Below are 23,948 nucleotides of genomic sequence, written 5' to 3'. Positions count from 1 at the left end.
CTCGGCGCCCTTACCGCCGACGCAACCGGCGAAATCGACCTGGCCAAGGAGTGACGGCGATGAGACTTGCGCTTCGCAAAGGCATGGTCCTTGCCCTGTTCCTGGTGACTTTCCTCCAGGTCGACCCGGCGGCGGTCGTGACCAACCATTCGCTGCTACCGGAAGCCGATGCTCGGATAGGTCACCCCGCCACTCCGGGGAGCGTGGCCGGCGTGGCCCGCCGCACGACCCGTCGGACTGTTCGGCGGTCGGCAATCTACATCAGCGCGCTGCCTGCGGGCTGCGCACGGGTAACTGTCTACGGCACATTGGTTTGGCGATGCGGCGGGACCTACTATCAGTCCTCCGGGTCAAGATACGTCGTCGTCTATGTCGACTAGCGGCCGCTCCCGAAGCTCTCTCGATCGCGTTGGTTCGGCTTCCATTGCGGGACGCGGCCAAGGAATTTTGGCGGCCGCTGCCCTGCTCGCTTTTCTGGAGGGATGCGCAAGCCGCCCGACCGGTGTCCTGTCGCCAGTAGCCGACACCTCCCCGTCCACCAGCAGGGTCGAAATGCTGGTCGCCACAACGCGCGGCCGGGCCTCGAAACCCGGCGAGATGTTCGGCGGGGAGCGCGGCATGACGCCAGCCTTTGCGGAGATCACCGTGTCGATCCCGCCTGACAATGTCCGCAAAGTCGGCGAGGTCGCCTGGCCAAAAAAACTGCCTTCGGATCCCGCGACCGATTTTGCGGTTCTGCGGGCGGAGCAAGTTTCCCAAGGTACAGCCGAAAGCTGGTTCAACACCTCTGTCGCGAAGAGCCAGGACCGCAGCGTCCTTGTCTTCATCCACGGCTTCAACAACCGGTTCGAGGACTCGGTCTACCGTTTCGCGCAGATTGTCCACGATTCGGGAACGCACAGCGTTCCCGTGCTGGTCACCTGGCCCTCGCGGGGCAGTCTTCTTGCCTATGGGTACGACCGCGAAAGCACCAACTACACGCGTAATGCCCTGGAAAATCTGTTTCAGTATTTGGGGCGCGACCCCAATGTCAAAGAGGTCTCCGTACTGGCGCATTCGATGGGGAACTGGCTGGCGCTGGAGTCTCTTCGGCAAATGGCAATCCGCAACGGCAGGCTCCCGCCCAAATTCAAGAACGTCATGCTTGCCGCGCCCGACGTCGACGTCGACGTCTTCCGCTCGCAGATCGCCGACATGGGAGCTCCGCGCCCACAATTCACACTCTTTGTCTCGCGTGACGATCGGGCGTTAGCGGTATCGCGGCGCGTCTGGGGCGATGTGGCCCGGCTGGGCTCGATCGATCCGGAGCAGGAGCCCTACAAGACCGAGCTCGCGGCCAACAACATATCTGTCATCGACCTTACCAAGATCAAGGCTGGCGATGATCTTCATCACAGCAAGTTCGCCGAGTCGCCCGAGATCGTCCAGCTCATCGGTACCCGCCTCTCGAGCGGACAGGCGTTGAGCGACAATCGGCTGGGCCTTGGCGACCACATCGTCACCGCGACCGCGGGAGTGGCGCACGCAGCCGGCACCGCGGCCGGGCTAGCCATTGCCGCCCCTGTCGCGGTGATCGACCAGGACACGCGGGACAACTTTGCCAGCCACGTGGGTGCGCTGGGCGCAACCGTGCCCGGCGGGTCAGCACAGGGCAGCCCGGTCAGCGTTGATTGCGCTTCCGCGAAAACCACCTCGACTAAGATATGTGACCGTTAGCGTGCGGACCCGGGGGAAAACAAAAAGCAACTTCTGGAGGGAATTATGAAATTAGCAGCCGCTCCCGGAGCACCACGCGTACCGTCTCGCTGACGCCCTTCGGCATGTCGGGAAACAGCATCACGCCGAACTGCGATCCGGTCATGTCGAAGCTGTCGTCGTCGATCAGCGGTATGGAAGTGGCATGTTCCTCAGCCCGCTTGGGCGCTGTGAACGTCCATGCGGGGCGATGCTGACGTCGCGACGTTGCCAAGCCGGAAGACCTCCGTCGCCTCGCCGCGCCCGCGCAGCCTGTGCTTGCCCGCCGGGATCGTTTCGAAATCTTCATCGAGCCGCGCCGCGGTCTTGCCGGAAATGGCGATTGCGGCGGTGGTGCCCGGTTCGAGCTGCTTGCCGAGGTCCTGCAGCCGCTGGCTGACGTTCACAGTGTCACCGACGATCGTATAGTTGACGCGGTCGGATGCGCCGATATTGCCGACGACGACGGAGCCCGTGTGGATGCCGATGCGGATAAGAAGAGATGGCAGACCCTTGGCGGTCGCTTCCAGATTGTCCTTGTCCAGCTCCTCGCGGATCACCGCGGCGGCGCGGACGGCCGCGGCGGCATGGCCCTTCAAACGGTCTGGCGCGCCGAAGAACGCCAGCATGCCGTCGCCCAGGAACTTGTCGACCGTGCCGCCATGCGCGTCGACCGCACGGCACAGGATTGCAAAATGATGGTTGAGGAGCCTGGTCGTGGCGGCAGCGTCCATCCGCTCCGACAGCGTGGTGAAACCGGCGATATCGGTGAACATGACAGTGACGATGGCTTCGCGCGGTTCGGCGATGCCGACCTCTCCGGTGCGCACAAGCTTGGCCACCAGCGAGCGCGGAATATAGGTCGAGAATGCACGCAGACCGATCAGCATTGCATTGAAGGCCGAAGCCTGATTGTCCAGTTCCAGCACCCTGCTGCGCGGCAGCGGGGTCACGCCGTCGAGATCGAAATCGGCAACGCGCGTGGCCTGGCCGGCGATCGCCTGGATCGGGCGCGACAGGCGCCTGCCAAGCAGGATTGCGACGATGACCGCCACCGCCATCGCGCCAAGTCCAAGCATGGCCGAGCCCATGACGCGCTCGATCTCGTCACTGATCTGCCTGCTTTCGAAATACGCGCCGATGGTCCAGGGCTTATCGCCGTAGCCGGTGATCTCGCGGGTAATGGTTATGTAAATGTTCTCTCCGTCCCATGAGGTAGAATCCTCTTGATTGTCGATCCGGATCTCGGCGATTTCTATGTCGCGGGCGTGGCGCGTGTCGAACTCCCGCTCTACCTTGCGCGAGTTGTATGCAGCCAATACCGGATCGGCATACGTGGCCAGCGGCGTCAGCGGCAGGACGTCGTTCTTCAGAGCGTCGGGATCGGCCAGCCTTTGGTCGGCGAGCACGCGATCTTCGCCATCGAGAATGAAGGCATGCGTGCCAAATCGTGATGACAGCTCCCGCGTGATGCCGGATAATTTCTGCAGTTTGACCGCCGCGATCACCCAGGCCTGCGTCACCCCATCACGTGCCAGCGGCACGGAGACATGCGCGTATAAGCCGAACTCGTTCGCCACGAACGCTCCCCACTGCTGGCCGCCGACCCGTCGGCGTTGCTCGAGGGCGGCGCGGACTTGGGGCGACTTCTCGGGCTCGGCCGGAAAATGCTCGATCGCGCCCGTTGCAACGTTGTTTTCGATGGAGCGCGCGGCGCCGCGGCAGACCAGGTCGGGGGTGCAGATCAGCATCGCCTCGACCCCCCAAGCGGCAGCCAGAGCACCTGCAACGGCTGCGGACATCGCCTCGTCGTCGATCTGGAACTCGCCCTGGGCATAGAGCTGCGCGATGCCGTCCACCGCGTTCTCGGCGTCTCCCATCTCGGCGCGCAGCGAGTCCTCCATCGCGTCGATAAGCAGCGTTGATTGCGCGCCGAGCAGGTCGAACGTGTTGCGAAAATTGGCGCCGACCGACAATGCGAGCACACCGCCGACCGACAGGAAAACGAGCGTGCCGAAACTCAACGCCATGATGACGGCAATGGGTATTCGACGCCGCTTCTTTTCGGGACGGACCAGACGCACTGGTTGTGCGGACGTGCTCATGCAGCCAATGTCGCGATACGCCACCGCATTGCAACCCCGGTGACGGCTTTAAGGAGAGCACGCGCCCGAAGTATTCGCATCAATGTGGCGCCGATGCTTCCAGCCCCGATGTCGCTGATGTGGACGTCAGGCCGGCAGCCCGTTCTGCTTCCGCAGGCTTTTGTCGAATGCGGATGCGGGGACGAAACGGCGCAGCAAGCTGACCTGACGCGCCATCTTTCCCGCCGCATAGCGTCCCCTCGGAACGGGTGCGGTCGCTGCTTTCAAGACGGTCTCGGCTACGACTTCGGGAGCATCACCTGTTTCTATCGCTTTGCGCATGATCACATCCATGCCTGCCCGCGCAGCGTCATAGACATCAAGCAAATTATCCGGCCTGGCGAGATTTTCTTCAAAGGACGTGCGGGTATAGGCGGGCTCGACCAAGACGACGCGAATTCCGAAAGGGCGTAGTTCGTGGTCGAGCGATTCGGAATAACCCTCGATGGCATGTTTGGTCGATGCATAGAGCGCGGAGTAGGGAGCTGGGATCAACCCCAGCACAGAACTCAAATTGACGATTCTGCCTTTCCCTTGACGGCGCATTGCCGGCAGGACCGCGTTGGTGACGCGGAGAACGCCAAAGACGTTCACGTCAAACAGCGCCTGAGCCTGGACGGTCGATGACTCCTCCGCGCCGCCGATCAGCCCGACGCCGGCATTGTTGACGAGCAGGTCGATGCGCCCGGCCTCGGCCAGCACGTCATAGACCAGTTTTGCCACGGACCGGTCATCGGTCACGTCGCAGGTCAGCATGGTGACGCCGTCGGTCCTTTGGGCGACGGCGCGACGGCTGGTTCCGAACACGCGAAAGCCCGCGTTCTGCAAGGTCTTGGCCGTTGCGTGTCCTATGCCGGTGGATGCCCCAGTCACCAGGGCGACACCAGGATTGGTCTTGTTCATGGAAATCGGTTCCTTCTTTGTGGCTTCAATCACCGGCCCATCCGGTGCTCGCGCCGGTCAGTTCGTCCAGCGTCGGAATAGCGCGCTGGCTGCCTACGCCGATGTCTGGTCGTCTTTGCAATTGGCGACGGCTGCGCGAACCTGTTGGGCTGCCGCGTCCAGAAAGGCTTGAGCGAGATCGGGGTCGTTGACGGCGCGCGATACCGTCAGCGCACCGACCATCGTCGAAAGAATGGCCATAGCCTTTCCCTTGGTGTCCTCACCGCCGGTCTCGGCAATCATTCTGCCGAGGACCTCAAGATATGCCTTGATCCCGGCTTCGAACGACGCCTTCACGTCGATGCCCTGTCTGGCGGCATCTGAGCCGAGCGCCACGACGGGGCAGCCGTCCATCCTTTCTCCACGATGATCCATGCTGAGATAGAACGCGATCACCGCGGCAAGCGGGTCCTGCGGATTGGCCTCGGAAGCGGCCGACCATCGGCGGGAGGCGCTCTCCATCGCCCGCTTGGCGGCTTGCGCAGCCAAGTCCTCCTTTGACGCGAATTGCTTGTAAAAGGCGCCCTGGGTCAGCCCGGCGCCTTTCATCAGGTCCTTAAGCCCGATGCCGTCGAAGCCGTGCTCCCGAAACAAGCGGCTTGCCACATTGATCACGGTCTCCCGATTCTCCGCGGCCTGTATGCGACTTACCCGCATAACCAGTCTCCTTTTTTAGATTGCACATGAAATCTATATCGGATATAGAGTGCAAATGCAATCTATTTTTGATACGAGGCGACGCGCATGAAAAAGAGGAATCTTGTGGTGTTAGCCAGCGTCTTGGCCGCAGCGTCAGGGGCGGCCGCATTCGCCACACTTGCCATTCCCGCGCGGGAAGCCTCTGCCGTGAACGACGCGAGGCAGGAACCGCCGATCGTCAAGTTGGTGACGGCAGCACCTGTGACCGCATCAGAACGGAGCTTCACCGGCATCATCGGGGCGAGGGTGCAGAGCGATCTCGGTTTTCGCGTCCCCGGCAAGATCGTGGAGCGGCTCGTGGACGTCGGTCAGGATGTCAAAGCCGGTCAGCCGTTGATGCGGATCGACGACACCGACCTTCGCCTCGCACTCACGGCGAAGCGCAACGCCGTCGCCGCAGCGCGTGCAATAGTCGTTCAGACCGAACCGGATGAACGGCGATACGCCAGTTTGCTCAAGGATGGATGGGTCCCCCGACAGCGCTACGAGCAGGCGAAGGCTGCGTTGGATACGGCCGAGGCGCAACTTGCCGCCGCCGAAGCCGAAGCCCGGGTCGCCGAGAACGAAGCTACTTACGCGGTCCTGCTGGCGGACGCGGATGGAACGGTGGTCGAAACCCTTGGCGAGCCGGGGCAGGTCGTCTCCGCCGGCCAGCCGGTGGTCCGGACCGCCCAGGCCGGCTCCCGCGAAGCGGTGGTCGCGCTTCCCGAAACGATCCGGCCGGCAATCGGGTCGGCTGCCGAGGCCAGTGTGTATGGGGGCGACGGGCGTCGTTATACGGCACATCTGCGGCAATTGTCGAACTCCGCCGATGCCCAGACCCGTACCTATGAGGCCCGCTATGTGCTCGACGGCGAGGCCACGGGGGCGCCGCTTGGCGCGACGGTAACCATTCGGCTTGCAAGCAAGGCGCGGCAGCCGGAAGTCCAGGTGCCGCTGGGAGCCGTGCTCGATGACGGCGAGAAGACCGGCGTTTGGGTCTTCGACAGCGCCACCTCGACCGTACGGTTTCAGTCTGTCCGGCTTGTTCGTGTGACCAGCGAAACCGCCGTGGTCTCCGGAATGAACTCTGGCGATCCGATTGTTTCGCTCGGGGCTCATCTCCTGCAGGAGGGCGCTCGCGTCAGGACTGCGTCTCAAAGCAGGGCCAACTGATGAGCTTCAATCTTTCCGTGATCACCGTCGGAGACGTCCAATGATATACAGTTACATTGTCAAGAAAGAGATCCGAAAGACCTTCGACCACGTCAACAACCATCGATGGGATGAGGCGGTGAAAGCCGTCGCGTCGAATGTCTATCACCGCGTCTCCGGCGTCCACACGCTTGGTGGTAAGCGCCACGACAAAGAAGCCCTGCGCCGCTGGTTTGAGCGCCTCGGCCGCGTCCTGCCCACTCTCCATATCACGGTCAACAACATCTGGGTGACGGGCTGGCCCTGGCATACCACGGTTTTTGCGCAGTGGGATGGCACCGCAACGCTGCTCAACGGCGACGCGTCGTACGTCAACCGTGGTCTCCACGTGTTCACCCTGCGGTGGGGCAGAGTCTATGCACTTGAGGAATTTTACGATTCACAAGCAGCGGCCCGCGGCCTTGCCGCCCAAGCGGAAGCTGGCCTCGAAGAAGCTGTCGCTGAACAAATTGCAAGCTAGCAGAAGCGCAGTCAGAGGCCCCGTTTCCTAGGCAAGCGCAGTCCTCTTGGCGCTCACCTACTGCGGGACAGCGCGAGCGGCAGGACGAACGTAGAGGAAATAGGAGTGGCCAACCGATGAGCTTCAATCTTTCCGCGATCGCCGTTCGCGAACGGGCCGTCACCCTGTTCTTCATCCTCCTGCTGGTGGCCGCCGGCGCCTACGCCTTCCTCATGCTTGGACGGGCGGAGGACCCCAACTTCACCATCAAGACCCTGACGGTCACGACGGCATGGCCGGGTGCGACGGCCCGCGAAATGCAGGATCTCGTCGCCGAACCGTTGGAGAAGCGGCTCCAGGAACTGACCTGGTATGACCGGGTGGAGACGACCACACGGCCGGGTTACGCGTATATGACGGTCACGCTGAAGGACAGCACACCGCCATCTGTCGTGCAGGAGGAGTTCTATCAGGCCCGCAAGAAGCTCGGGGATGAAGCCCGCAATCTGCCGTCCGGCGTCTTCGGCCCTTTCGTCAACGACGAATATTCGGATGTGAGCTTCGCCCTTTATGCGCTCAAGGCCAAGGGCCTGCCGATGCGTGAGCTGGCGAGGCAGGCTGAGGTGATCCGCCAGGACCTCCTGCACGTGCCCGGCGTCAAGAAGATCAATATTCTCGGGGAACGTCCCGAACAGATATTCGTCGAGTTTTCCTTTGCCAAGCTGAGTACGCTCGGCGTGTCGGCACTTGATATCGTCGCCGCCTTGCAGCGGCAGAACACCGTAACACCGGCGGGCTCGATCGATACAAAGGGGCCGCGGGTCTTCATCCGGGTCGACGGCGCTTATGATAGCGTCCAGGCGATCGCCGACACACCGATCGTCGCTTCCGGGCGGACGCTGAAGCTCTCCGACATTGCCGAGGTCCGCCGCGGCTATGAAGATCCTCCCAGATATCTCATCCGACGCCAGGGCGAACCCACCATCATGCTCGCGGCTGTGATGCAGGGGGGCTGGGATGGTCTTGCGCTCGGCAAGGCGCTGGAGAACCGGACTGCGGCGATCGCACAGACGCTGCCGCTCGGGATGACGCTCGACAAGGTCACGGATCAGGCCGTCAACATCACCTCGGCGGTCGACGAGTTCATGATGAAGTTCGCGATGGCGCTCGGCGTCGTGCTGCTGGTCAGCCTCGCCAGCCTGGGCTGGCGAGTCGGCATCGTCGTGGCGCCTGCCGTACCCCTGACGCTCGCCGTCGTATTCCTCATCATGCTGGAAACCGGCCGGTTCTTCGACCGCATCACGCTCGGCGCTCTCATCCTGGCTCTTGGTCTTCTCGTGGACGACGCCATCATCGCCATCGAGGTGATGGTGGTGAAGATGGAAGAGGGCATGGACCGCATCAAGGCGGCGGCCTATGCGTGGAGCCACACCGCGGCGCCGATGCTGTCAGGAACGCTCGTGACGATTGCCGGCTTCCTGCCGGTAGGCTTCGCACGCTCGACGGCCGGCGAATACGCCGGCAACATCTTCTGGGTCGTGGGGTTCGCCCTCATCGTATCCTGGATCGTCGCGGTGATCTTCACGCCCTATCTCGGCGTCAAGATGCTGCCCGAGATCAAACCGGTCGAAGGCGGCACCCACGCCATTTACGACACGCCGAACTATCGGCGCCTGCGGCGGCTCATCACCTTCGCCGTGCGCCACAAGTTCGTAACCAGCGGTATCGTCGGCATTGCCTTCGCGCTCTCCGTTGTCGGCATGGGCTCCCTCAAGCAGCAGTTCTTCCCGACATCCGACCGCCCCGAAGTGCTGGTGGAGGTGCGGCTGCCGGAAGGGACCAGCATCGAGACGACGACTGCCACGGTCGAGAAGCTCGAACACTGGCTGGACGAGCAGCCCGAGGCCAAGATCGTCACCAGCTATGTCGGTCAGGGCGCTCCCCGCTTCTTCTTCGCGATGGCGCCGGAGCTGCCTGATCCTGCCTTCGCCAAGATCGTCGTGCTGACTCCGGACGCCGAGGCGCGTGAAGTGTTGAAGCACCGGCTCCGGGAGGCGGTGTCCCAGGGGCTTGCGCCCGAGGCCTATGTGCGCGTCACGCAGCTCGTGTTCGGGCCTTACACGCCTTTCCCGGTCGAGTTCCGGGTCATGGGACCTGATCCCGCGCAACTCTACAGCATTTCCGAGAAGGCCCTCGACATCATGCGGGACGTGCCCGACGTGCGGCAGGCCAACCGCGACTGGGGCAATCGCACGCCTGTGCTTCGCTTTGTCCCGGATCAGGATCGTCTGAACCTCATCGGCCTGTCGTCGGCGGAGGTGGGCCAGCAACTGCAATTCCTCCTTACCGGCATTCCCGTCACTCAGGTTCGCGAGGATATCCGCGATGTCCCCATCGTGGCACGCAGCGCCGGCGGCGAGCGGCTGGATCCTGCGCGTCTGGCGGATTTCTCACTGATGAGCCGGAATGGCCGCTCGATTCCGCTCGACCAGATCGGCCATTCCGAAATCCGTCTGGAAGAGCCGATTCTGAAGCGCCGCGATCGCACGCCCCTCATCACCATCCGCTCGGACATCAACGAGGCGACCCAGCCTCCAGAGGTTTCCAAGGAGATCATGAAGGCTCTTCAGCCGCTGATCGCATCCCTTCCGGCCGGCTATCGCATCGAACTGGGCGGATCGATCGAGGAGGCCGAAAAGGCCAACACCGCGCTGACCAAAATCTTCCCGGCCATGATAGCCGCCATGCTGATCGTCATTATGCTGCAGGTGCGATCCTTCTCGACGATGTCCATGGTTATGCTGACGGCGCCGCTTGGCCTTGTCGGAGTCGTGCCGATGCTGCTCACCTTCAACCAGCCCTTCGGATTCAACGCCATTCTGGGCATGATAGGACTGGCCGGCATCCTGATGCGCAACACGCTGATCCTGACCGAACAAATCAAGGAGAACCGTGCTGCCGGCCTGGACGATTATCACGCCGTCATCGAGGCCACGGTGCAACGCACGAGGCCGGTGGTCCTCACCGCACTTGCCGCCGTACTGGCCTTCATCCCCCTCACGCACTCCGTCTTCTGGGGTTCTATGGCCTATACGCTGATCGGCGGCACGGCGGTCGGCACGGCGCTGATCCTGCTCTTCCTTCCCGCGCTGTATGCCGCGTGGTTCCGCATCAAGCCTACTGCGGATGAGATCCATGAGGAGCCATCCGACTCGACAGATGAACTGGAAATGACCACAGCAATTGCTGCCGAATAGGCCTGCTGTCGGAGAAGACGGGGCAAAATTTTCGCCCTCTGGCTTGCCTGAACATACGCAGGGCCAGCAGCAGGATTTTACTGTTAGCCGATGATCGTTCGGGGCGAGCCCGGCAGATCCGATTCATCAGTCTGGAGACACCTATGAATCGTCCGGTTCGAACGCGAACTGATCCCGACGAGGTGCGCATCCTGGAAGTGGCGGAGTGCTTTCGCCTCATCGGCTACAAGACGTCGGTGGCCGACATCGCCTCCGAACTCGCCAAAGCTCTTCGCTTCTTTCAAGCGGCGCTTCTCGCGCTGCTTCTCTATCGCGGGTGACCGGTCCTCACGGCGTAATTTCGGATACGCTCGGATAGACTTGAATCATTCCCACTCGATTGTTTAACTCCGCCATAAGTCATTGAACAGCATGAGAAAATCCTGTCGAATGACGGGCAAAAGCCGACCCGTAGGCCGTCAAAAAGCTACGCTTTTGTTTTCAAAGGAAAAATCGCCGGAAAATATTTTTGCGATGTCGCCAGCTATCGACGTCAATTGCTCGATGCCAACGTCCGTGGCGTCCGGCGGTATCTCCAACTCGCCACAAAAAAGTACCGTCGCGGGGCGGCATATCATGCATCGTGGGTCAATGCCATTGCGGGTCGCCATGCGCGCTCCATGCGACTCATGGTGGCTGCGGTCACCTGCTCCGCGCGCAGTCTCTACACGACCCTGCAATATTACGATAAGACCGGCCATGACCAAGAGCATGGCATGGCTGCAGGCGAACGCGCCCGGATTCAATCATCTCGCCAAAGACGAGCAGGCCGCGATTACTGACTTCGCGCTACTCTGGAGCCTGTTCGAGTCCCGCGTCCTCAACACCCAGGGCAACGTCAAGGCGATCTGCGACGCGGTCGAGGCTTGGCAGAACGCGGGGATGCTTGACGCTGACGCCTTCGACGCCGAACTCGCCTATTTCCGGCAGCGCTATTACGCCAATGGCGCCTTCACCTATCACTTCGACCATCTGCATTTCAGGAATCCCGACCGCGAGGCCCTGGTGCGCGCCGTGATCGACCGCAGCGACAACGACGCGTGCAGCCGCGTCGCGGCCGTCCTCATCATCGTCTTCCGCTACCGCAACAACCTCTTCCACGGGGTGAAGTGGCAGTACAAGCTGCAAGGCCAGCTCGGCAATTTCAGCGCCGCGAACGATGTGCTCATGAAGGTGCTGGAACGGCACGGCGCGCTCGCCGACGGATAGGAGCGCCGACGCACGCCACGACAGCCGGAGCTTTCCATGCCCGACACCAACAACGCCATCCCGCCAAACCTCGCCAGCCTTCATGCCGGCGAAGAATTCCTGCGCGGCAAGGCGATCGGCCTCATCGCCGGCGACGAGCGCCTGCGGCTGCACCTAGCCATCACCGAAGCGGCCATGGATCTCGCAGATGTCCTGCGCCAGTTTGATACCGCCGACGAGGACCTCAAGGTCGTCCAGCTCCTCGGCATGCGCACCTTCAATGCCTTCGGCGCGAGCGTGAAGCTTGCTCTATCGGGCTACAGCCAAAACAGCGCGCTCATCCTGCGTGACGTGCTGGAGACGGTCTTTCTGATCGACTATTTCGTCGGCGACCGGACCCTGATCGAGCGCTGGCGCTTCGCCGACAAGAAGGCGCGCCTAAAGGACTTCGGGCCGGTGAAGGTCCGCGAGGCCCTCGACGCCCGCGACGGCTTCACCGACAAGAAGCGCTTCGCGATGTACGAGATGTTCTCCGAGCTCGCCGGACATCCCACGATGAAGTCCGCCTTCATGATGCGCCCGCAACGCGACGGCGACGCGGTCATCGGCCCGTTCATGGAGGCGACGACCTTGGAGGCCGTCGTCTCCGAAATGGGCCGCCTCGCCATCCAGGTTGCCGAACAGCTCAACCTCTTCCTTCCAGCCGACTGGCCGCAGGGCCGTCCGAGCCGGCTCGCTTTCGCCACGCTCAAGCAGCGCTGGATCACAACCTTCTATCCATCCCGCGTGAGGTAAACGATGCAAAAGATCGAGGAATTTGTCGATGAACGGCAGATGACATGGTGCATCCACTGCACGCGGCCGCTCGCGGGCCTCGAAACGAACGAGGATCATGTTCCGTCCAAGAGCCTTCTGGCAAAGCCACGTCCGCATCACCTGCCGATCGTGATTATTTGCAGAGAGTGCAACACCGGCTTCTCGTTGGACGAACAGTACGTGGTGACATTCCTGAGCTGCGTCCTCGCCGGCTCCACGGATCCGGAGAATCAGCCCAGCGCGAGTGCCGCACGTGCTCTCGCCGACAGCGCCGCGCTGCGAGCGCGGATCGAGTCTTCACGGACCGAGTATGCGACCCAGGGCGGGGACACGCGCATCCTCTGGGAACCGGATATGGACCGCATGGAGCGGGTCGTTCTGAAGAACGCGCGGGGACACGCATATTTCGAGTATGGCGAGCCGATGCTCGAAGCCCCCGCCCATGTGCGGCTCCTTCCGCTGGAAAGCATGACCGCGACCGAGCGTGATGGACTTCGAGGGGCTGAGCGATGTGGGAAGCCTCGCTCCATGGCCCGAGGTTGGCAGCCGCATGATGACGCGCCTCGCTACGGGCGAAGATATGGCAGGCCAGTGGGTGGTCGTTCAGGAACGCATCTACCGCTATTCGGTGCAGCAGGCTGGCGGTCTGCGAGTGCGGTCAGTCCTCTCGGAATACCTAGCCACCGAAGTTCAATGGGAGCACTAGCATGGCCACCCGGGCAGCCATGTCCTGGATGTCAGTGCGATCGAGGCCACGCTGGTAAAGCTTCAGGCGGCCTTAGCCGGGGGGTTTCTCCCGAGCGCTTGCTCCGATCGGCGCGAGTCCAACTCACGCGCGGCATACGAAGCCGCCGACTGCATAAATCAGCGGTTCTCGCTCGGACGCGACAACCCGCCGAGGAACGCAGTCAATACTTCGCGAAGCTTGGCGTCGTCGCGAGTTTCACACTCCCAGACTACCAGTACCTGGTAGCCAAGATCGCGCAGAGCCTGGACGTGAATCGCGTCACGCTCCTGGTTTCGCATCAGCTTGTCAGACCAGTAGCCGGTGTTCGACCGTGGCTTGGATGCCAGACGGCAGTTCTCGTGAGAGTGCCAGAAGCAGCCATGAACGAAGATTGCCCAGCGCCGCGCCTTGTTGGCGAGATCGGGTTTGCCTGGCAGGTCCGCAACATGGATGCGGAAGCGATGGCCGAGTGCGTGTGCCGCAGACCTGGTTCTTACCTCCGGCTTCGTATCCTTCGACCGGACACGCCCCATCATCTCCGACCGCGTTAGCGGCGCCCGCAAGCGTCGCGGGGCAATCCTTCCAAGTTTTCGAGGCCCGACCGACACTACACGCTCCCGCATCGGAGCTCGGGGATTTCCGCCTCGCTGAAGACGCATGTCGAGGCATCCGCTCGCAGCCGCCCGTCAGGCCGCAGGTTCGCATACACGATCCTGAGCGTGCTTCCACTTGGGAGGCCCGTGAGGTCGCCATGCACGGACTTTCTCAGCGCCAACGACTGGCCGCCGCCTGCGCCGTAGCGGTCTCTCAGGATCACGTTCACCGCGTACAGATCGCCATCCGTCCCAGGATCAACCGATCGAAGTGTTCCGCGCGCCGCTGGCTCGAGAAGCTCCGGCAATGGCTTCGCTTCGCACCATGACCAGAAGGCCGGGCAGATCGCCACGTAAGGGCACTGCCCGCACGCGACTTGGCCAGGAATCGCCAGAGCAGCGCTATCGCAGCCGGTCGAGAGCGCTTGGTTCATCGCATCTAACCCGGCAATAGCCGCGTCGGCCTCCGCCTCGCAGGCCGGCCTGTGGACGGGCTCCTCAAGCACCTGGCCCGAAGCTGCCACGATCCGCGCGGTCGCGGGCCAGGTGCCCATCTCGCCAATCAGAACGGAATAGAGCCGAAGCTGCCGCCAGTACCCGTCGACAATGCTGGCGGCGTCCGCCCGAACCGGGTCCGGCAGCGACGACTTGTATTCGGTGACGGCGGTGCTGTCGAACTGATCCGGCCGGCCGGCGAGCCGCCCCGAGCGGGCTGTGAGCAGGCGTTCTCTTCCGCCAGTCGGCGGCGAACCGCCCGGCGGACCGCGCGGCCGCGCCACAGAACGGCGTCCACCCTTCTCGACCGCCGACGCAATCGCACGCTGACGGACAAGATAGTAGCCTGGCCACCGCTCGGGATTGGCGAAGCGCGCATCCAGACGGTGACGCGATGCGTCAGCGAGAATCTTCGCGATGGCGCCATCCCACAGACTCGCTGCTTCGCTGGAATCCCCGGGCGCCCCTGCCATGAGCCAGTGAAAGGCCGTGCCCAGCCATGCGCGCGGACTGTGAAGAACCCAGCTGTCCGCATCGGGATTGATGCTTAGAGCCGCCCTGAGAGAACAGAGGCGCACATGCGACCAGAGCGTCGGGCTGGTTCGCGCCGTCGGCGTCAGCACAATGGGACGCCGCGCGTCCATCTACGCGGGCCGACGCAAAGCTTCGAATACCGAGATGAAGCTCCACGCGGGATCGACCCGCAGGCCGCGGGCGCGTTCGGCATCATCCCAGGCCGCCGCAACCTCGGGACCGGCCCCGGCACGATCCGTCAGCCAAAGCGGATGGGTCACGATGATCGCTTCCCGTCCGTTCGTCAGCCCGGGAAGGCCGCCGAAGGTCGTGCGCGTAAACCCCGGCCGGGCCGCCTCGAGGGTTGCCGCCGCGAGGCCGGCGACCCTCGCCCACATCGGCGATGAGAGCGAAATCGCGCTGTTAGCATCGAGCGCGAGATTGGCCATGTCGATCGCAAGCCGCCAGTCGAGAAGGTTGTGATAGGCGAGATTGCTGTAGCTGCGCAGGCAGTCCGGACAGGACGTGTCGCAGGCCCCCGCATGCGCCTGGTCAACAAGGCGGTCGTGGAACTGCCAGTGCGAGTTCTGAACGATCATCTGAAGGAGCTGCTCGCTAATCGCCGGCTCGCCTAGGTGGGTCGCATAGCCGGCGCCGTTCTCGAGCGTGTCGCACAGGAATATCTGGCCGACGACCGATCCCAAGGCGGGATCCTCCTGGCTCCTGATGCCCGCCTTGAGTTCATAGTCCTGAATGTCGAGGTAGACTGCGGCGGCGCGCCTCAGCATGAAGGCCAGCGAATACAGCGCCGATCGTCCTGCCGCAGCGCGAGGATCTGCGGCCCGTCCGGGCCCGTAGTCACGCACTCCGAGCAGCATCATGTCTGTCTCGCTGATCGCCGCGAGCGCGCACGTCACCACGGCGCCCGCCGCGACCATCGGTGTACCGGGCCGCCGGCCGACCGATGCTGCATGCTTTTCTTCCGCGGCGTTGGCTGCGCCTACGTCGACCATGGCTCCGCGAGCCCAGGACTCCTGCGACAGGTGGAAGAGACGGCCGGCATTGTCGTTGATGACGTGAAGCCGGCCCTGGCCGGCGCCAATGTCGAAGTTGCGGTGAACCCCGATTCCGAAGGGCGGGCGGCCGACCTTTGGCCGCGCGGCGCGCGGCACGAAGTCGAAAACGCCGTCATAGTCCCTGGCCTTGGTGTAGTAGCTCACGAAGCCCTTTGGCTGCCGAAGATCCATTACCTGATAGTCCCGATCGCCAGTCCCTGCCGGCACTCCACAGACGGGACAGGCAGGACTGTTCGGATTTGCAGTCTCGACGTGCTGGCAGTTGCCGCACAGCCCGACGACGACCGGCGGGCCCAAGGGATTCGGGTCTTGGACAGCAAGCGGGCCCTGCCGAATATAGTGGCCGATACCGATCGCCGTGTGGATCGTCCGCTCCTTCACAGTCTCCGCGCCGGGCGCAAACATGCTGACCGCCAGCTCGAGATCCCGGTCCACGGTTTGGCGGGGCGGCCAGTTCTGCGGCTGCTTGTGGTAAAGCAGCCGCGCGCGCGTCGGGAAGCCGAACATCGGCAGGATGCCCTTGTTGGCGAGCCGCTCGCTCAGGCCGTCCTGCACCAGGGCCTGATCCCGCGCGGCGCCCGTAACTTCTCCGACGAGGCTGTTCGTAATCCAGGCGACAGCATCAGTCCGGCTGGTTGCCGTCGCGGCGAGCCGCGTCTGCACGAGCAGAGCATCGCAGATGTCTTCGACGAGCGGCTGATTGCGGCCAATCCACTGCGAAACCACGCTGGCCACATCTCCAGCCGCATAGCCCGCCGGCAGATTGTCCGGCGGCAGATTCCAGGCGGTGGCCGTTCCGAATTCGCCATGCACGCTGTCGCCGGCGGTGCCAGCGAATAGGCCGAGTTCGGAAAACGCCCGGCGGAGCACCTCCTTGGCAAGGACGCGGCGGAGAATCTGCAGCCGGTTGGTGTCGACATAGGGCGGCGGCGGCGGATCGGCAGTGATGCGCTCGGGCCGCTGGAAATAATAGTCGTCGTGGCTGCGGCCGCGGCAAAGCGTGAGCGCGAGAGACAGCGCCGCGCCGCGGCGGCCAGCGCGGCCGACCCGCTGCTGATAGTTGAAGCGCATCGGCGGCATGTTGGCCATCATCACAGCCAGCAGGGACCCGATGTCGACGCCCGCTTCCATCGTGGTGGTGACGCTCAGCAGATCGATGTTGTCGGTGAGAGCGACCTCATCGCCGACCGGAATGTTCTGGAACAGGCGCTGGCGGTCGCGCGCGAGCACCTTGTCCGTCTGACCCGTCATCTCGGCGCAGTTCAGGCGGAAGATTGGGCCGGCATCGACCGCGAGCCAGCGGTAGTAATCGATCTCCTGCCCCGCATCGTCGACGCCCGCGACGCGCGATGGACCGAGCGGCGTGAGGCAGCCGCTGCAGATGCCGCCACTGCGGTGGAGATGTACGCGCGAGCACCGTGTGCACTGAAAATACGCTGTCGTGGAATCGGCGACAAACAGCCCGCCGAACAGCAGAATGCCCAGATTGAACACTCCGGCGCGGGTCAGTAGCGCTGTGACATCCTGTACGAAGTCGGCCGGCGTGATGCCGTTGGCGTTCGCCACCGCTTCGAGATAGTCCCGAGCATATTTCGGGAGCTGATTGTCGTCCCCCGTTGCACGATGGGTATCGATCCGCCGCCGCTTGCCAAGCATCCTGATGCAGCTATCGGCAGCCTCCTGATACACAGGGGTTGCTGGCGGATAGCTCAGACGGTCGGTGGTGACACAGCCCAGCTTCAGCGATTCAAGATCTCGCCGGCCGCCGGAGAAAAGGGATTCGGCAACCGCCTCGCGCGCGGCGGTCTGAATGCGCGTGCGATGGTCGCTCTCCTCGCCGCTCAGGCCCGCACGGTAAACCGGCGGCACTACGGCCCAGTCAAAGAGCCGCTGCCACTCCCCGCGCTGATCGTCCAGGTTCGTCCACATGACACTGCGATCGACGCCGCCTGGATTCATGCCGGTCATCAGCAGGCGCCGGGCCGCATCTTCCTCAAGATCAGTTGCCTTCGAGAGCCCGGCCCGCGCATGTGCGAGCGTCCGGTCTGCAAGCTGCTGCATCGTCAGCGAGCCTAGCGCCGACGGCATCGCGGCCATGGCAGGAATGCGCGACGCGAGGATGGCGTTTGCCTCCCGCTGCCGGCCGATTGCAAATACGCTGGCAAGCGCGGCATCGTCCGGACTCAAGATGCTTCCCTGCACCTGGAGCTCGAACGCGATCGCCGCCCTGGTGCTGTCCTCCATGCCGCCGACGAGCGCCTGGCGAATGGCGTCGAGCCAATGCGACTTCGCAACGCCGACCGCGAGTTTCGCGGCGTCTTGCCGGCTGTCAGAAAAGAGCACCAGCTTGCGGCGCGGGTCTTCGACCGGACGTCCCGCCTGCACCTCCGGAGGCGCGATCTCCCGCAGGAGAGAATCCGAAAGCACCTGCGCGACCTTTTGAAAGCCTGTGCGCTGGGTGCGGATCGGCGCAGAACTGGTCATTCGGCTCCAGTCGGCCTCGCAATGCGGACAAACCGACGGCCGTTCGTTACGCGCGCTCGGAACGAGCGCGCGAGGAGGCACCGGGTTCTGATGCAAGGCAGCGACGTGATAGATCCATCCCGTGGCATCAGCGCTGCGGCGGGCAATCTCAAGTTCGCCTGTGCGATGGTCGTACCGCGCCATTCTCCATTTTCGCTGGACCCCTTCCTGGGTCCATGTGTCCCGCTGCGGCTGGCGAAGCGTGCCGTCGGCGAGCTGCGCGGGCCAGTAGACGGCATAGTTGTCGTAGGTTCTGTCGTTCGCCGAGTGGTCAGGCGCCTTTTCGATGTTGGGATCGTCGGGCACCAGGGACCAGCTGTTCTGACCGAGAGAGCGTCGGTAGCCGCCAAGGAATATGTCGCCGCACGGCTCGCAATAGAGCATCTCCAACACGCGCGAACCGCATCCGCATGTCGTCGTCGGGCGGTCAAACAAGCGGCCCACCGGTATGTTGGCCTCATTCCAATGCGCGCCGCTGCACGCGGGGTTGGTGCAGGCCCACACGCCCTGAACATTCCGGAAGAACAGATGGACACGCGTCGGCAGAAGGGGCGTGCCTGCAGCCGACTCGGCCGCGGACAGGGACATGATCAGGGCGGCTGCAGCGCTCGCAGCGCGGTCTCCCGGCTCTCCGGGAAACAGCGATCCGGCCAGGGCCTCGATCGTTTGCGGAACGACCGTCGGGCTCGCATCGGTCCCGTCATTGCAAGCCGCCCGAATAGCCTCTGGAGCGCCCGCCTCGATCAGCGCCGCGCCGAGCTGCTGGCCGCCGGAAAGAGCCGCATCTGGCGGGCTCAGCGATGCGGTGGCCGCAAAGGCCGCAACCGCATTCGCCAGGTCAGGCTCGGACGCCGATACTATGCTGCTCCCAAGCTGCTCGATGGGCCCGGCCAGCGCCGAGAGGCGGTGCGCAGAACCCGGGGCAAGGGCTTCAGCGCCACCGCGAATGAGCGTGAAGGGCCGCGAGCGGCCGAAGAACTGGCGCAGATAATCCTGAGCGCGCGCATCGTCATCGCCGAGCGAGGCGCTCGATGCGAGGATCCGGAGCTGCGGATGGTCGGGGTTCAGCCCAAGCCGCTCGTACAGAACCCGGAGGATGTATCCCACCTCCGTTCCGGGTGTTCCGCGGTAGGTATGAAGCTCGTCGACGACGAGGTGAAACACATTGGCTGGATCTTCCAGCCAGCGCCGCGTAGCGGCGAATATCTGGTCCTCGATATCGCGCATCAGCATGATGTTCAGCATGCTGTAGTTGGTGATCAGGATGTCGGGCGGAGCATCCTGCATGTCCCACCGGCTCCACATCTCGCCGCCGTCAAAGCGGGGAAAGAAGCGCTGTGCGTCGGTGCCGGCAACCCGCTGGGCGAGCGAGCTCTGCCGGCGCAGCTCCGTTCTCAGTTCGGCTTCTGCGTTGTCCCGCTGCGGACTTCCGGAGATCGGCGTCCAGCCCGTATAGCGCCCAAACCAGAACCGGTGCCCCGGGCGGTTGGCGCCCAGCCACGCGCGCACCCGGTCGCTATCAAGCGCCTGGCGAAGCCGTGACATCTGATCTTCGGCGAGCGCGTTGAGCGGATAGAGAACAAGCGCGCGGATCGCCGGCGGCCGGCTCCCTATCTCGTGCGCCCGTTGCGAGATTCGCGGGTGATACACGCGATTTCCAGGAGAGCCGGCCGGTGGCGGCATCGACCACCAGTCATTGCGCGGAGCGGGCGCAATGGCAGGCCAGCCTGCAGACTCGCGGACAATGGCGGCGAGGACAGGAAGGTAGATCGACTCGGTCTTGCCTGAGCCGGTGCCCGTCAGGATCACCGTATCCGACTGATTGGCGACACTCGAGCGGAGCATCGCCTCCTGATGCAGGTAAAGCTCGATCGGCGCGCTGCCTCGTGGAAGAAAGAGCCCCTCCTCGGCAACGCCCGCGAGATCGTCGATATTCTGCTGGGACCAGCCCGCGGCTCCGCCAAGGCCACTGGCGGTCGCGGCACGCACATCATGTCCGCTCAGCACGTAGCCGGGCTGAGGTTCGATCAGCGGCTCGCGATACAGGACGCCGTCGCGGTCGAGGAGTCGGCGGCGCGCCTGGACCAGGTCCTCGAAGCGCAGATCGAACGGACTGTCGAAATACCTGAGATAAGCGCTCTTGAGGCTGTCGAATGTGTGGATCGGATTGGTCATATCAGTCTCAGCCCCGTGAGCGCGAGAAACAGCCTCAGGTGTTCTGGCCGGACGCCAGCAAATGCAATCTGCCTGGTTTCGCGGTCGAAGCGCGGAAGCCCGCCGCTGCACAGAGCCATGCCGCGCGCCATGATCCCCGGCGGATAGAGCTGCGCCGGAAGCGACAGCGTCCCGCTATCGGGTATCCATCGCACGACCTTGCACTTCGCCGCAGCGGCCATGCGTCCGGCACGGTCGTCGATCAGCGCGGCATCCTGCGGGCTGCTCTTGATCAGGCTTACCCAGTCCCAGTCACGCTGGATACGGAAGAAGCCCGCGCTTGCGGCAGCCGCTTCCTCCAACGTCGACGACACCCAGTGCATCTTGGATCTGGAGAAGCGGCGGACGGTTTCGACACGCCCCTGCACCATGGGGCACGGCGTGCGCGGCCACAGGCGGACTGACGGCGTGCAGGCCAGGATCCGCAGGGCGGCGTCGTTCTGGAGCGGAATCCCCGCTCGGACGGCAGCATCGGCCAGAAGCTCCTGAGACGCGGCCACGACCATCACCGTTGCGGGCCGGCCGTCGTGGCGTTCTGAGCTAAGGTGCGTTCCTGCAGCGCTGCACGCTGCCGCGAGGCTGTCGAGAAGCTTCGGCGTCCGGGCGCCGCAAAGGACCGCCGCAATCTCGCCATCCCTTGGAAGGCCGGCAAGCACCGGCGGCGCGATCTGCCAGGCATTGGGCACGGTCCATTCGGCATGCCCAAGCGTGACCGCGTCGTCGACGAAACGGCGCTCTCCCCCCGCGCCAATCAGCTCGCCAGGCAGATCGCCTATTTTTCCCGACCGGCGGTACGACATCCATTCCAAGGCCCGGTCGGTCATGAGCGCGGCCTCTTGTGGCGGCGGGCCCGCTCTCGCGCCTTCCGCCATGCGTCCTCAGCTGGCGCACCGCCGCCGTCGAGCGGAAGCCTCCGCGCGGAGGCGCTTCGCACCTCGGCGACCCATTGCGGATCGATCGTGCGCGTGCCTGAAGCAGCCGGTAATGGACTGAGCCATGCAATCCGCCCCTGCTTCCGGCGCTGTCCCGATGCGGAGATGAGGAATGCTGGAGGCTCTGCGAGCAGACCCACCGCGACTGGCGCATCCGGCCGGCCCCGGAGCGCGGCGGCGCCGCGCCGCAGCCCAAGGCAGACAACCGACAGCATCGCATCGGCGGCCACCACATATTCTCCGCCGGGGCCTGACACCGCGGCGCCACAGACTTGCGCGACGGCCCATGGCGCATGCGGCGAAGTGCCGAAGCGCTCCGGATGCGCGTCCCAGGCCTCCCAGCCGTCCCTGATCCAAGGGTCCTCGATGATCCGGTAGGCCGCCGAGGGTCCGGGCACGACGTCGACGAGATGATCACCCGGCCCGTCCCATCCGTCGGCAGTCCAGGCGCCATCCCCACCCAGCTCGGCCGGCCGCCCGTCGATCGTAACGGTCGCCCCCGCTGGAAACGGCGCGATTTCGATCCTCGGCGGACCTCCCTCGGCAAACGATACCGAGCGGATGCGCAGGCCTTCCGAAAACCGGATCTCCGAGCCGACACCAGGATCCAGGACCGTCAGACCTGCCGCAAGCCCGGACGCCGCTGCATGGGCAGGCCGGTAGCCCGAGAGCACCATCCAGCCATCCGGAATCCCGCTCCAGTGATCGTGCGACACCAGCGTCGGCGAACCACACGCTTGCGCCGCTGCGTGGACCGCGGCGGCGTCTTCGGACCGGCAGACGATCGTGCTTGGCGATAGCACGCCCGCAGACCCAACCGACATAATCCCCGGCTCGTCGGCCACCTCGCCGAAGATGTGAATCCGCCGGCCGCTGCGAAGCCATTGATAGCCCTCTTCGCAATCGAGCCGGAGTTCCGCCGAGAGCAGGTCCGCCGTCCACTCGATGTCGACGTCGTCGTACCGGTCCTCGCTGTAGGCGCCGACCTCTGCGCCTTCGCCGAGCAGAAGCCTAATGCGGCCAGGGTAGCCGGCAGGACGGGCGAGAACCGCGGAAAGCGTCGCCGTGCGGCGTATCGGATGAAGCATCAGCCGCAGCTTCGCTTCCGCCGGGGTGCGAAGGGCGGCTTCGGCTGCCGCTGCTCGCTCCGAGGCCGGCGCCGCTTGCGGCGCAAGCGCTCTTCGCTGCCCGCGGCGATCCCGATGCTGAGCGGAGTTCGAACGGCGCTGCCGCCTCCGGATAGGCGCGTCCGCGCTCGCGGCGTCGCCAAATGCCTCTTCGGAAGTCGAATCCGTGAGAAGATCGGCGACCGGCGGCTCCGGTTCCGGCTCCGCCTGCGGCCCCAGCCCCTGATCGTCCTCCGGCGGATCAGCCCGAACCGCGGACGCGTCAGCATTCAGGTCGCTGTCCGCAGCCGCGCACCCCGCGCCCTCGATCCTTTCATCCTCTTCGATCGTGTCGCAGTCTTCGCGCTCGAACCCGCTGCACGCCTCCGGTTCCGGAGGTTCGCCTTCAGGAGCGGGTTCCTGCGGCCGGGCTTCCTCGGCCGAGCACGCAGCCGGGGCCTCATGCTCCGCTTCACCCAGCGCACTGTCCTGCGGGCCGGCGGCCGGCGGGGGCAGGGCGTCCGCCACGGCAGGGCTGGGATCGGCGGGCACCTCCATGGCCGTCACTTCCGCTGGCTGGACCGCAAGCCCCGCCGCCTCGCGCCGCGGCGCCGCGTGACCTCTGTCTTCGGCAACGGACGCCGGCTCGGCGTTCGCCATTGCACCCGGATCTTCGGGCTCGTGTTCACCACCCGAATCTCTATCTGTCACCGCGACGATACTGGCGAGCTCAGCCGGCGCCGCACTGTCTTGCAGACCGGGCGCGCGCGCCACAGCGTTACGCAAGGTGGGGCTTGGACCGGCGAACAGCTCCTCGGCCGTCACGTCCGCCGACGGGAGAGCGAGCGCTGCCGCCGCAAGAGGCGCCGCGATAGCTCCATCGTCCGCAACGGACGCCGGCCCTGAACTCACCGCCGCCGCGAGAATCTCCGGATCTTGCTCACCGCCCGCTTCGCTATCCATCTCCACGACGACGTCGGCGAGCACATCCGGCACGACGGCTCCCAGTGCGCGGACCGCATTGGGAGCTGATCTCGCGACATCCGAATGCCCAGCGGGGATAGATTTTTCCTCGTGATCCGCCGACGGGCCGTCAGGAGGCAGAGTCGCGTCTCCCGGGGCGAGCACGGCAGCATCGCCAGGACTCCCGGCCGGCGCGTCGAAGCGCGCGTCTGCGGGATCGTTCGAGCCATGATGATCTCGCGCCGGCGCCGCCGGGCGGCTGCGCCGCACCCACAGCCAGATCGCGAGTGCTGGACCGCCTACAGCCGCTACCGCCCCGATGATCAGAAAAATGAGCCCCTCCGCCATCGGCTG

The 23,948-nt window shown here is 64.4% G+C and carries 16 protein-coding genes and 1 pseudogene; 7 read left to right on the top strand and 10 right to left on the bottom strand.

Annotated elements, in window-relative coordinates; genetic code table 11:
- The first annotated feature begins 59 nt into the window (after positions 1–59).
- Together MAXJ12_RS24485 and MAXJ12_RS24480 are read left to right on the top strand one after the other, a co-directional pair.
- Complete coding sequence (locus tag MAXJ12_RS24485; RefSeq protein WP_008838741.1) at positions 60–380, top strand: hypothetical protein; 321 nt, start codon at positions 60–62, stop codon at positions 378–380.
- Positions 370–1,716 carry an alpha/beta hydrolase gene (locus tag MAXJ12_RS24480; protein ID WP_244421585.1) on the top strand — a complete coding sequence of 449 codons (1,347 nt, stop codon included), beginning with the start codon at positions 370–372 and terminating at the stop codon, positions 1,714–1,716. The genes MAXJ12_RS24485 and MAXJ12_RS24480 overlap by 11 nt, the downstream gene beginning before the upstream one ends.
- A 191-nt stretch (positions 1,717–1,907) precedes the next feature.
- Here MAXJ12_RS24480 and MAXJ12_RS24475 read toward each other — a convergent pair whose 3' ends face one another.
- From MAXJ12_RS24475 to MAXJ12_RS24465, 3 genes are all read right to left on the bottom strand, one after another.
- Positions 1,908–3,839, bottom strand: coding sequence for an adenylate/guanylate cyclase domain-containing protein (locus MAXJ12_RS24475; protein ID WP_244421584.1), 1,932 nt, complete (start codon positions 3,837–3,839; stop codon positions 1,908–1,910).
- A 126-nt stretch (positions 3,840–3,965) separates the two neighbouring features.
- A complete protein-coding gene (locus MAXJ12_RS24470) occupies positions 3,966–4,781 on the bottom strand; it encodes an oxidoreductase (RefSeq protein ID WP_008838737.1) in 816 nt (271 codons plus the stop codon).
- Positions 4,782–4,874: 93 nt separating this feature from the next.
- Complete coding sequence (locus MAXJ12_RS24465) at positions 4,875–5,477, bottom strand: TetR/AcrR family transcriptional regulator (protein ID WP_008838736.1); 603 nt, start codon at positions 5,475–5,477, stop codon at positions 4,875–4,877.
- 87 nt (positions 5,478–5,564) lie between these two features.
- On the opposite strand from MAXJ12_RS24465, the gene MAXJ12_RS24460 reads away from it, so the two are divergent.
- The 3 genes from MAXJ12_RS24460 (at position 5,565) to MAXJ12_RS24450 (ending at position 10,409) form a co-directional block, all read left to right on the top strand.
- Positions 5,565–6,674 (top strand): efflux RND transporter periplasmic adaptor subunit, encoded by a 1,110-nt coding sequence (locus MAXJ12_RS24460; protein WP_008838735.1) that lies wholly within the window; start codon positions 5,565–5,567, stop codon positions 6,672–6,674.
- Between the two features lie 40 nt (positions 6,675–6,714).
- The gene (locus MAXJ12_RS24455; protein ID WP_008838734.1) at positions 6,715–7,173 is read left to right on the top strand and encodes a nuclear transport factor 2 family protein; all 459 of its coding nucleotides are present in this window, start codon (positions 6,715–6,717) and stop codon (positions 7,171–7,173) included.
- A 116-nt stretch (positions 7,174–7,289) separates the two neighbouring features.
- Positions 7,290–10,409, top strand: coding sequence for an efflux RND transporter permease subunit (locus tag MAXJ12_RS24450; RefSeq protein ID WP_008838733.1), 3,120 nt, complete (start codon positions 7,290–7,292; stop codon positions 10,407–10,409).
- 247 nt (positions 10,410–10,656) lie between these two features.
- Here the strand turns inward: MAXJ12_RS24450 and MAXJ12_RS40145 are convergent.
- Together MAXJ12_RS40145 and MAXJ12_RS37025 are read right to left on the bottom strand one after the other, a co-directional pair.
- A pseudogene (locus tag MAXJ12_RS40145) lies at positions 10,657–10,738 on the bottom strand (Arm DNA-binding domain-containing protein); the annotation flags it as partial.
- A gap of 129 nt (positions 10,739–10,867) precedes the next feature.
- Positions 10,868–11,059 carry a hypothetical protein gene (locus MAXJ12_RS37025; protein ID WP_008838731.1) on the bottom strand — a complete coding sequence of 64 codons (192 nt, stop codon included), beginning with the start codon at positions 11,057–11,059 and terminating at the stop codon, positions 10,868–10,870.
- A gap of 100 nt (positions 11,060–11,159) precedes the next feature.
- Between MAXJ12_RS37025 and MAXJ12_RS24445 the strand changes: the two genes are divergently transcribed.
- Both MAXJ12_RS24445 and MAXJ12_RS24440 read left to right on the top strand, forming a co-directional pair.
- Positions 11,160–11,657 (top strand): hypothetical protein, encoded by a 498-nt coding sequence (locus MAXJ12_RS24445; protein WP_040587750.1) that lies wholly within the window; start codon positions 11,160–11,162, stop codon positions 11,655–11,657.
- Positions 11,658–11,693: 36 nt separating this feature from the next.
- Positions 11,694–12,431: a hypothetical protein gene (locus MAXJ12_RS24440; protein ID WP_008838729.1), complete on the top strand. Its 738-nt coding sequence runs from the start codon at positions 11,694–11,696 to the stop codon at positions 12,429–12,431.
- An 885-nt stretch (positions 12,432–13,316) separates the two neighbouring features.
- On the opposite strand, the gene MAXJ12_RS24430 is transcribed toward MAXJ12_RS24440, so the two are convergent.
- From MAXJ12_RS24430 to MAXJ12_RS24410, 5 genes are read right to left on the bottom strand one after another with little or no spacing between them, the layout of a single operon-like run.
- Entirely contained in the window at positions 13,317–13,802 is a 486-nt protein-coding gene (locus MAXJ12_RS24430; RefSeq protein WP_085984053.1) for a very short patch repair endonuclease, read from the bottom strand.
- Positions 13,787–14,911, bottom strand: a complete 1,125-nt coding sequence (locus MAXJ12_RS24425) for a PD-(D/E)XK nuclease family protein (protein WP_008838725.1) — start codon at positions 14,909–14,911, stop codon at positions 13,787–13,789. The genes MAXJ12_RS24430 and MAXJ12_RS24425 overlap by 16 nt, the downstream gene beginning before the upstream one ends.
- Positions 14,912–20,554, bottom strand: a complete 5,643-nt coding sequence (locus tag MAXJ12_RS24420) for a DEAD/DEAH box helicase (RefSeq protein ID WP_008838724.1) — start codon at positions 20,552–20,554, stop codon at positions 14,912–14,914. It lies immediately after the preceding gene.
- Positions 20,551–21,417 (bottom strand): hypothetical protein, encoded by an 867-nt coding sequence (locus tag MAXJ12_RS24415; protein WP_139044018.1) that lies wholly within the window; start codon positions 21,415–21,417, stop codon positions 20,551–20,553. The genes MAXJ12_RS24420 and MAXJ12_RS24415 overlap by 4 nt, the downstream gene beginning before the upstream one ends.
- Positions 21,414–23,942 carry a hypothetical protein gene (locus MAXJ12_RS24410; RefSeq protein ID WP_008838722.1) on the bottom strand — a complete coding sequence of 843 codons (2,529 nt, stop codon included), beginning with the start codon at positions 23,940–23,942 and terminating at the stop codon, positions 21,414–21,416. Before MAXJ12_RS24410 ends, MAXJ12_RS24415 begins: the two co-directional genes overlap by 4 nt.
- Between the last annotated feature and the right edge of the window lie 6 nt (positions 23,943–23,948).

Source organism: Mesorhizobium alhagi CCNWXJ12-2 (assembly GCF_000236565.1).
In the GTDB taxonomy this organism is placed as follows: domain Bacteria; phylum Pseudomonadota; class Alphaproteobacteria; order Rhizobiales; family Rhizobiaceae; genus Allomesorhizobium; species Allomesorhizobium alhagi.
The sequence above is the reverse complement of the archived record's forward strand: the minus strand, read 5'-3'. Positions and strand labels throughout refer to the sequence as shown.

Bases quoted from the DNA above. Each gene is read 5' to 3' on its own strand.
- MAXJ12_RS24480 (WP_244421585.1), top strand. From the start codon at position 370: ATGTCGACTAGCGGCCGCTCCCGAAGCTCTCTCGATCGCGTTGGTTCG.
- MAXJ12_RS24455 (WP_008838734.1), top strand. From the start codon at position 6,715: ATGATATACAGTTACATTGTCAAGAAAGAGATCCGAAAGACCTTCGAC.
- MAXJ12_RS24410 (WP_008838722.1), bottom strand. From the start codon at position 23,942: ATGGCGGAGGGGCTCATTTTTCTGATCATCGGGGCGGTAGCGGCTGTA.
- MAXJ12_RS24475 (WP_244421584.1), bottom strand. From the start codon at position 3,839: ATGAGCACGTCCGCACAACCAGTGCGTCTGGTCCGTCCCGAAAAGAAG.
- MAXJ12_RS24470 (WP_008838737.1), bottom strand. From the start codon at position 4,781: ATGAACAAGACCAATCCTGGTGTCGCCCTGGTGACTGGGGCATCCACC.
- MAXJ12_RS24425 (WP_008838725.1), bottom strand. From the start codon at position 14,911: ATGGACGCGCGGCGTCCCATTGTGCTGACGCCGACGGCGCGAACCAGC.
- MAXJ12_RS37025 (WP_008838731.1), bottom strand. From the start codon at position 11,059: ATGGCGACCCGCAATGGCATTGACCCACGATGCATGATATGCCGCCCC.
- MAXJ12_RS24420 (WP_008838724.1), bottom strand. From the start codon at position 20,554: ATGACCAATCCGATCCACACATTCGACAGCCTCAAGAGCGCTTATCTC.
- MAXJ12_RS24415 (WP_139044018.1), bottom strand. From the start codon at position 21,417: ATGACCGACCGGGCCTTGGAATGGATGTCGTACCGCCGGTCGGGAAAA.
- MAXJ12_RS24450 (WP_008838733.1), top strand. From the start codon at position 7,290: ATGAGCTTCAATCTTTCCGCGATCGCCGTTCGCGAACGGGCCGTCACC.
- MAXJ12_RS24440 (WP_008838729.1), top strand. From the start codon at position 11,694: ATGCCCGACACCAACAACGCCATCCCGCCAAACCTCGCCAGCCTTCAT.
- MAXJ12_RS24460 (WP_008838735.1), top strand. From the start codon at position 5,565: ATGAAAAAGAGGAATCTTGTGGTGTTAGCCAGCGTCTTGGCCGCAGCG.
- MAXJ12_RS24485 (WP_008838741.1), top strand. From the start codon at position 60: ATGAGACTTGCGCTTCGCAAAGGCATGGTCCTTGCCCTGTTCCTGGTG.
- MAXJ12_RS24445 (WP_040587750.1), top strand. From the start codon at position 11,160: ATGGCATGGCTGCAGGCGAACGCGCCCGGATTCAATCATCTCGCCAAA.
- MAXJ12_RS24465 (WP_008838736.1), bottom strand. From the start codon at position 5,477: ATGCGGGTAAGTCGCATACAGGCCGCGGAGAATCGGGAGACCGTGATC.
- MAXJ12_RS24430 (WP_085984053.1), bottom strand. From the start codon at position 13,802: ATGCGGGAGCGTGTAGTGTCGGTCGGGCCTCGAAAACTTGGAAGGATT.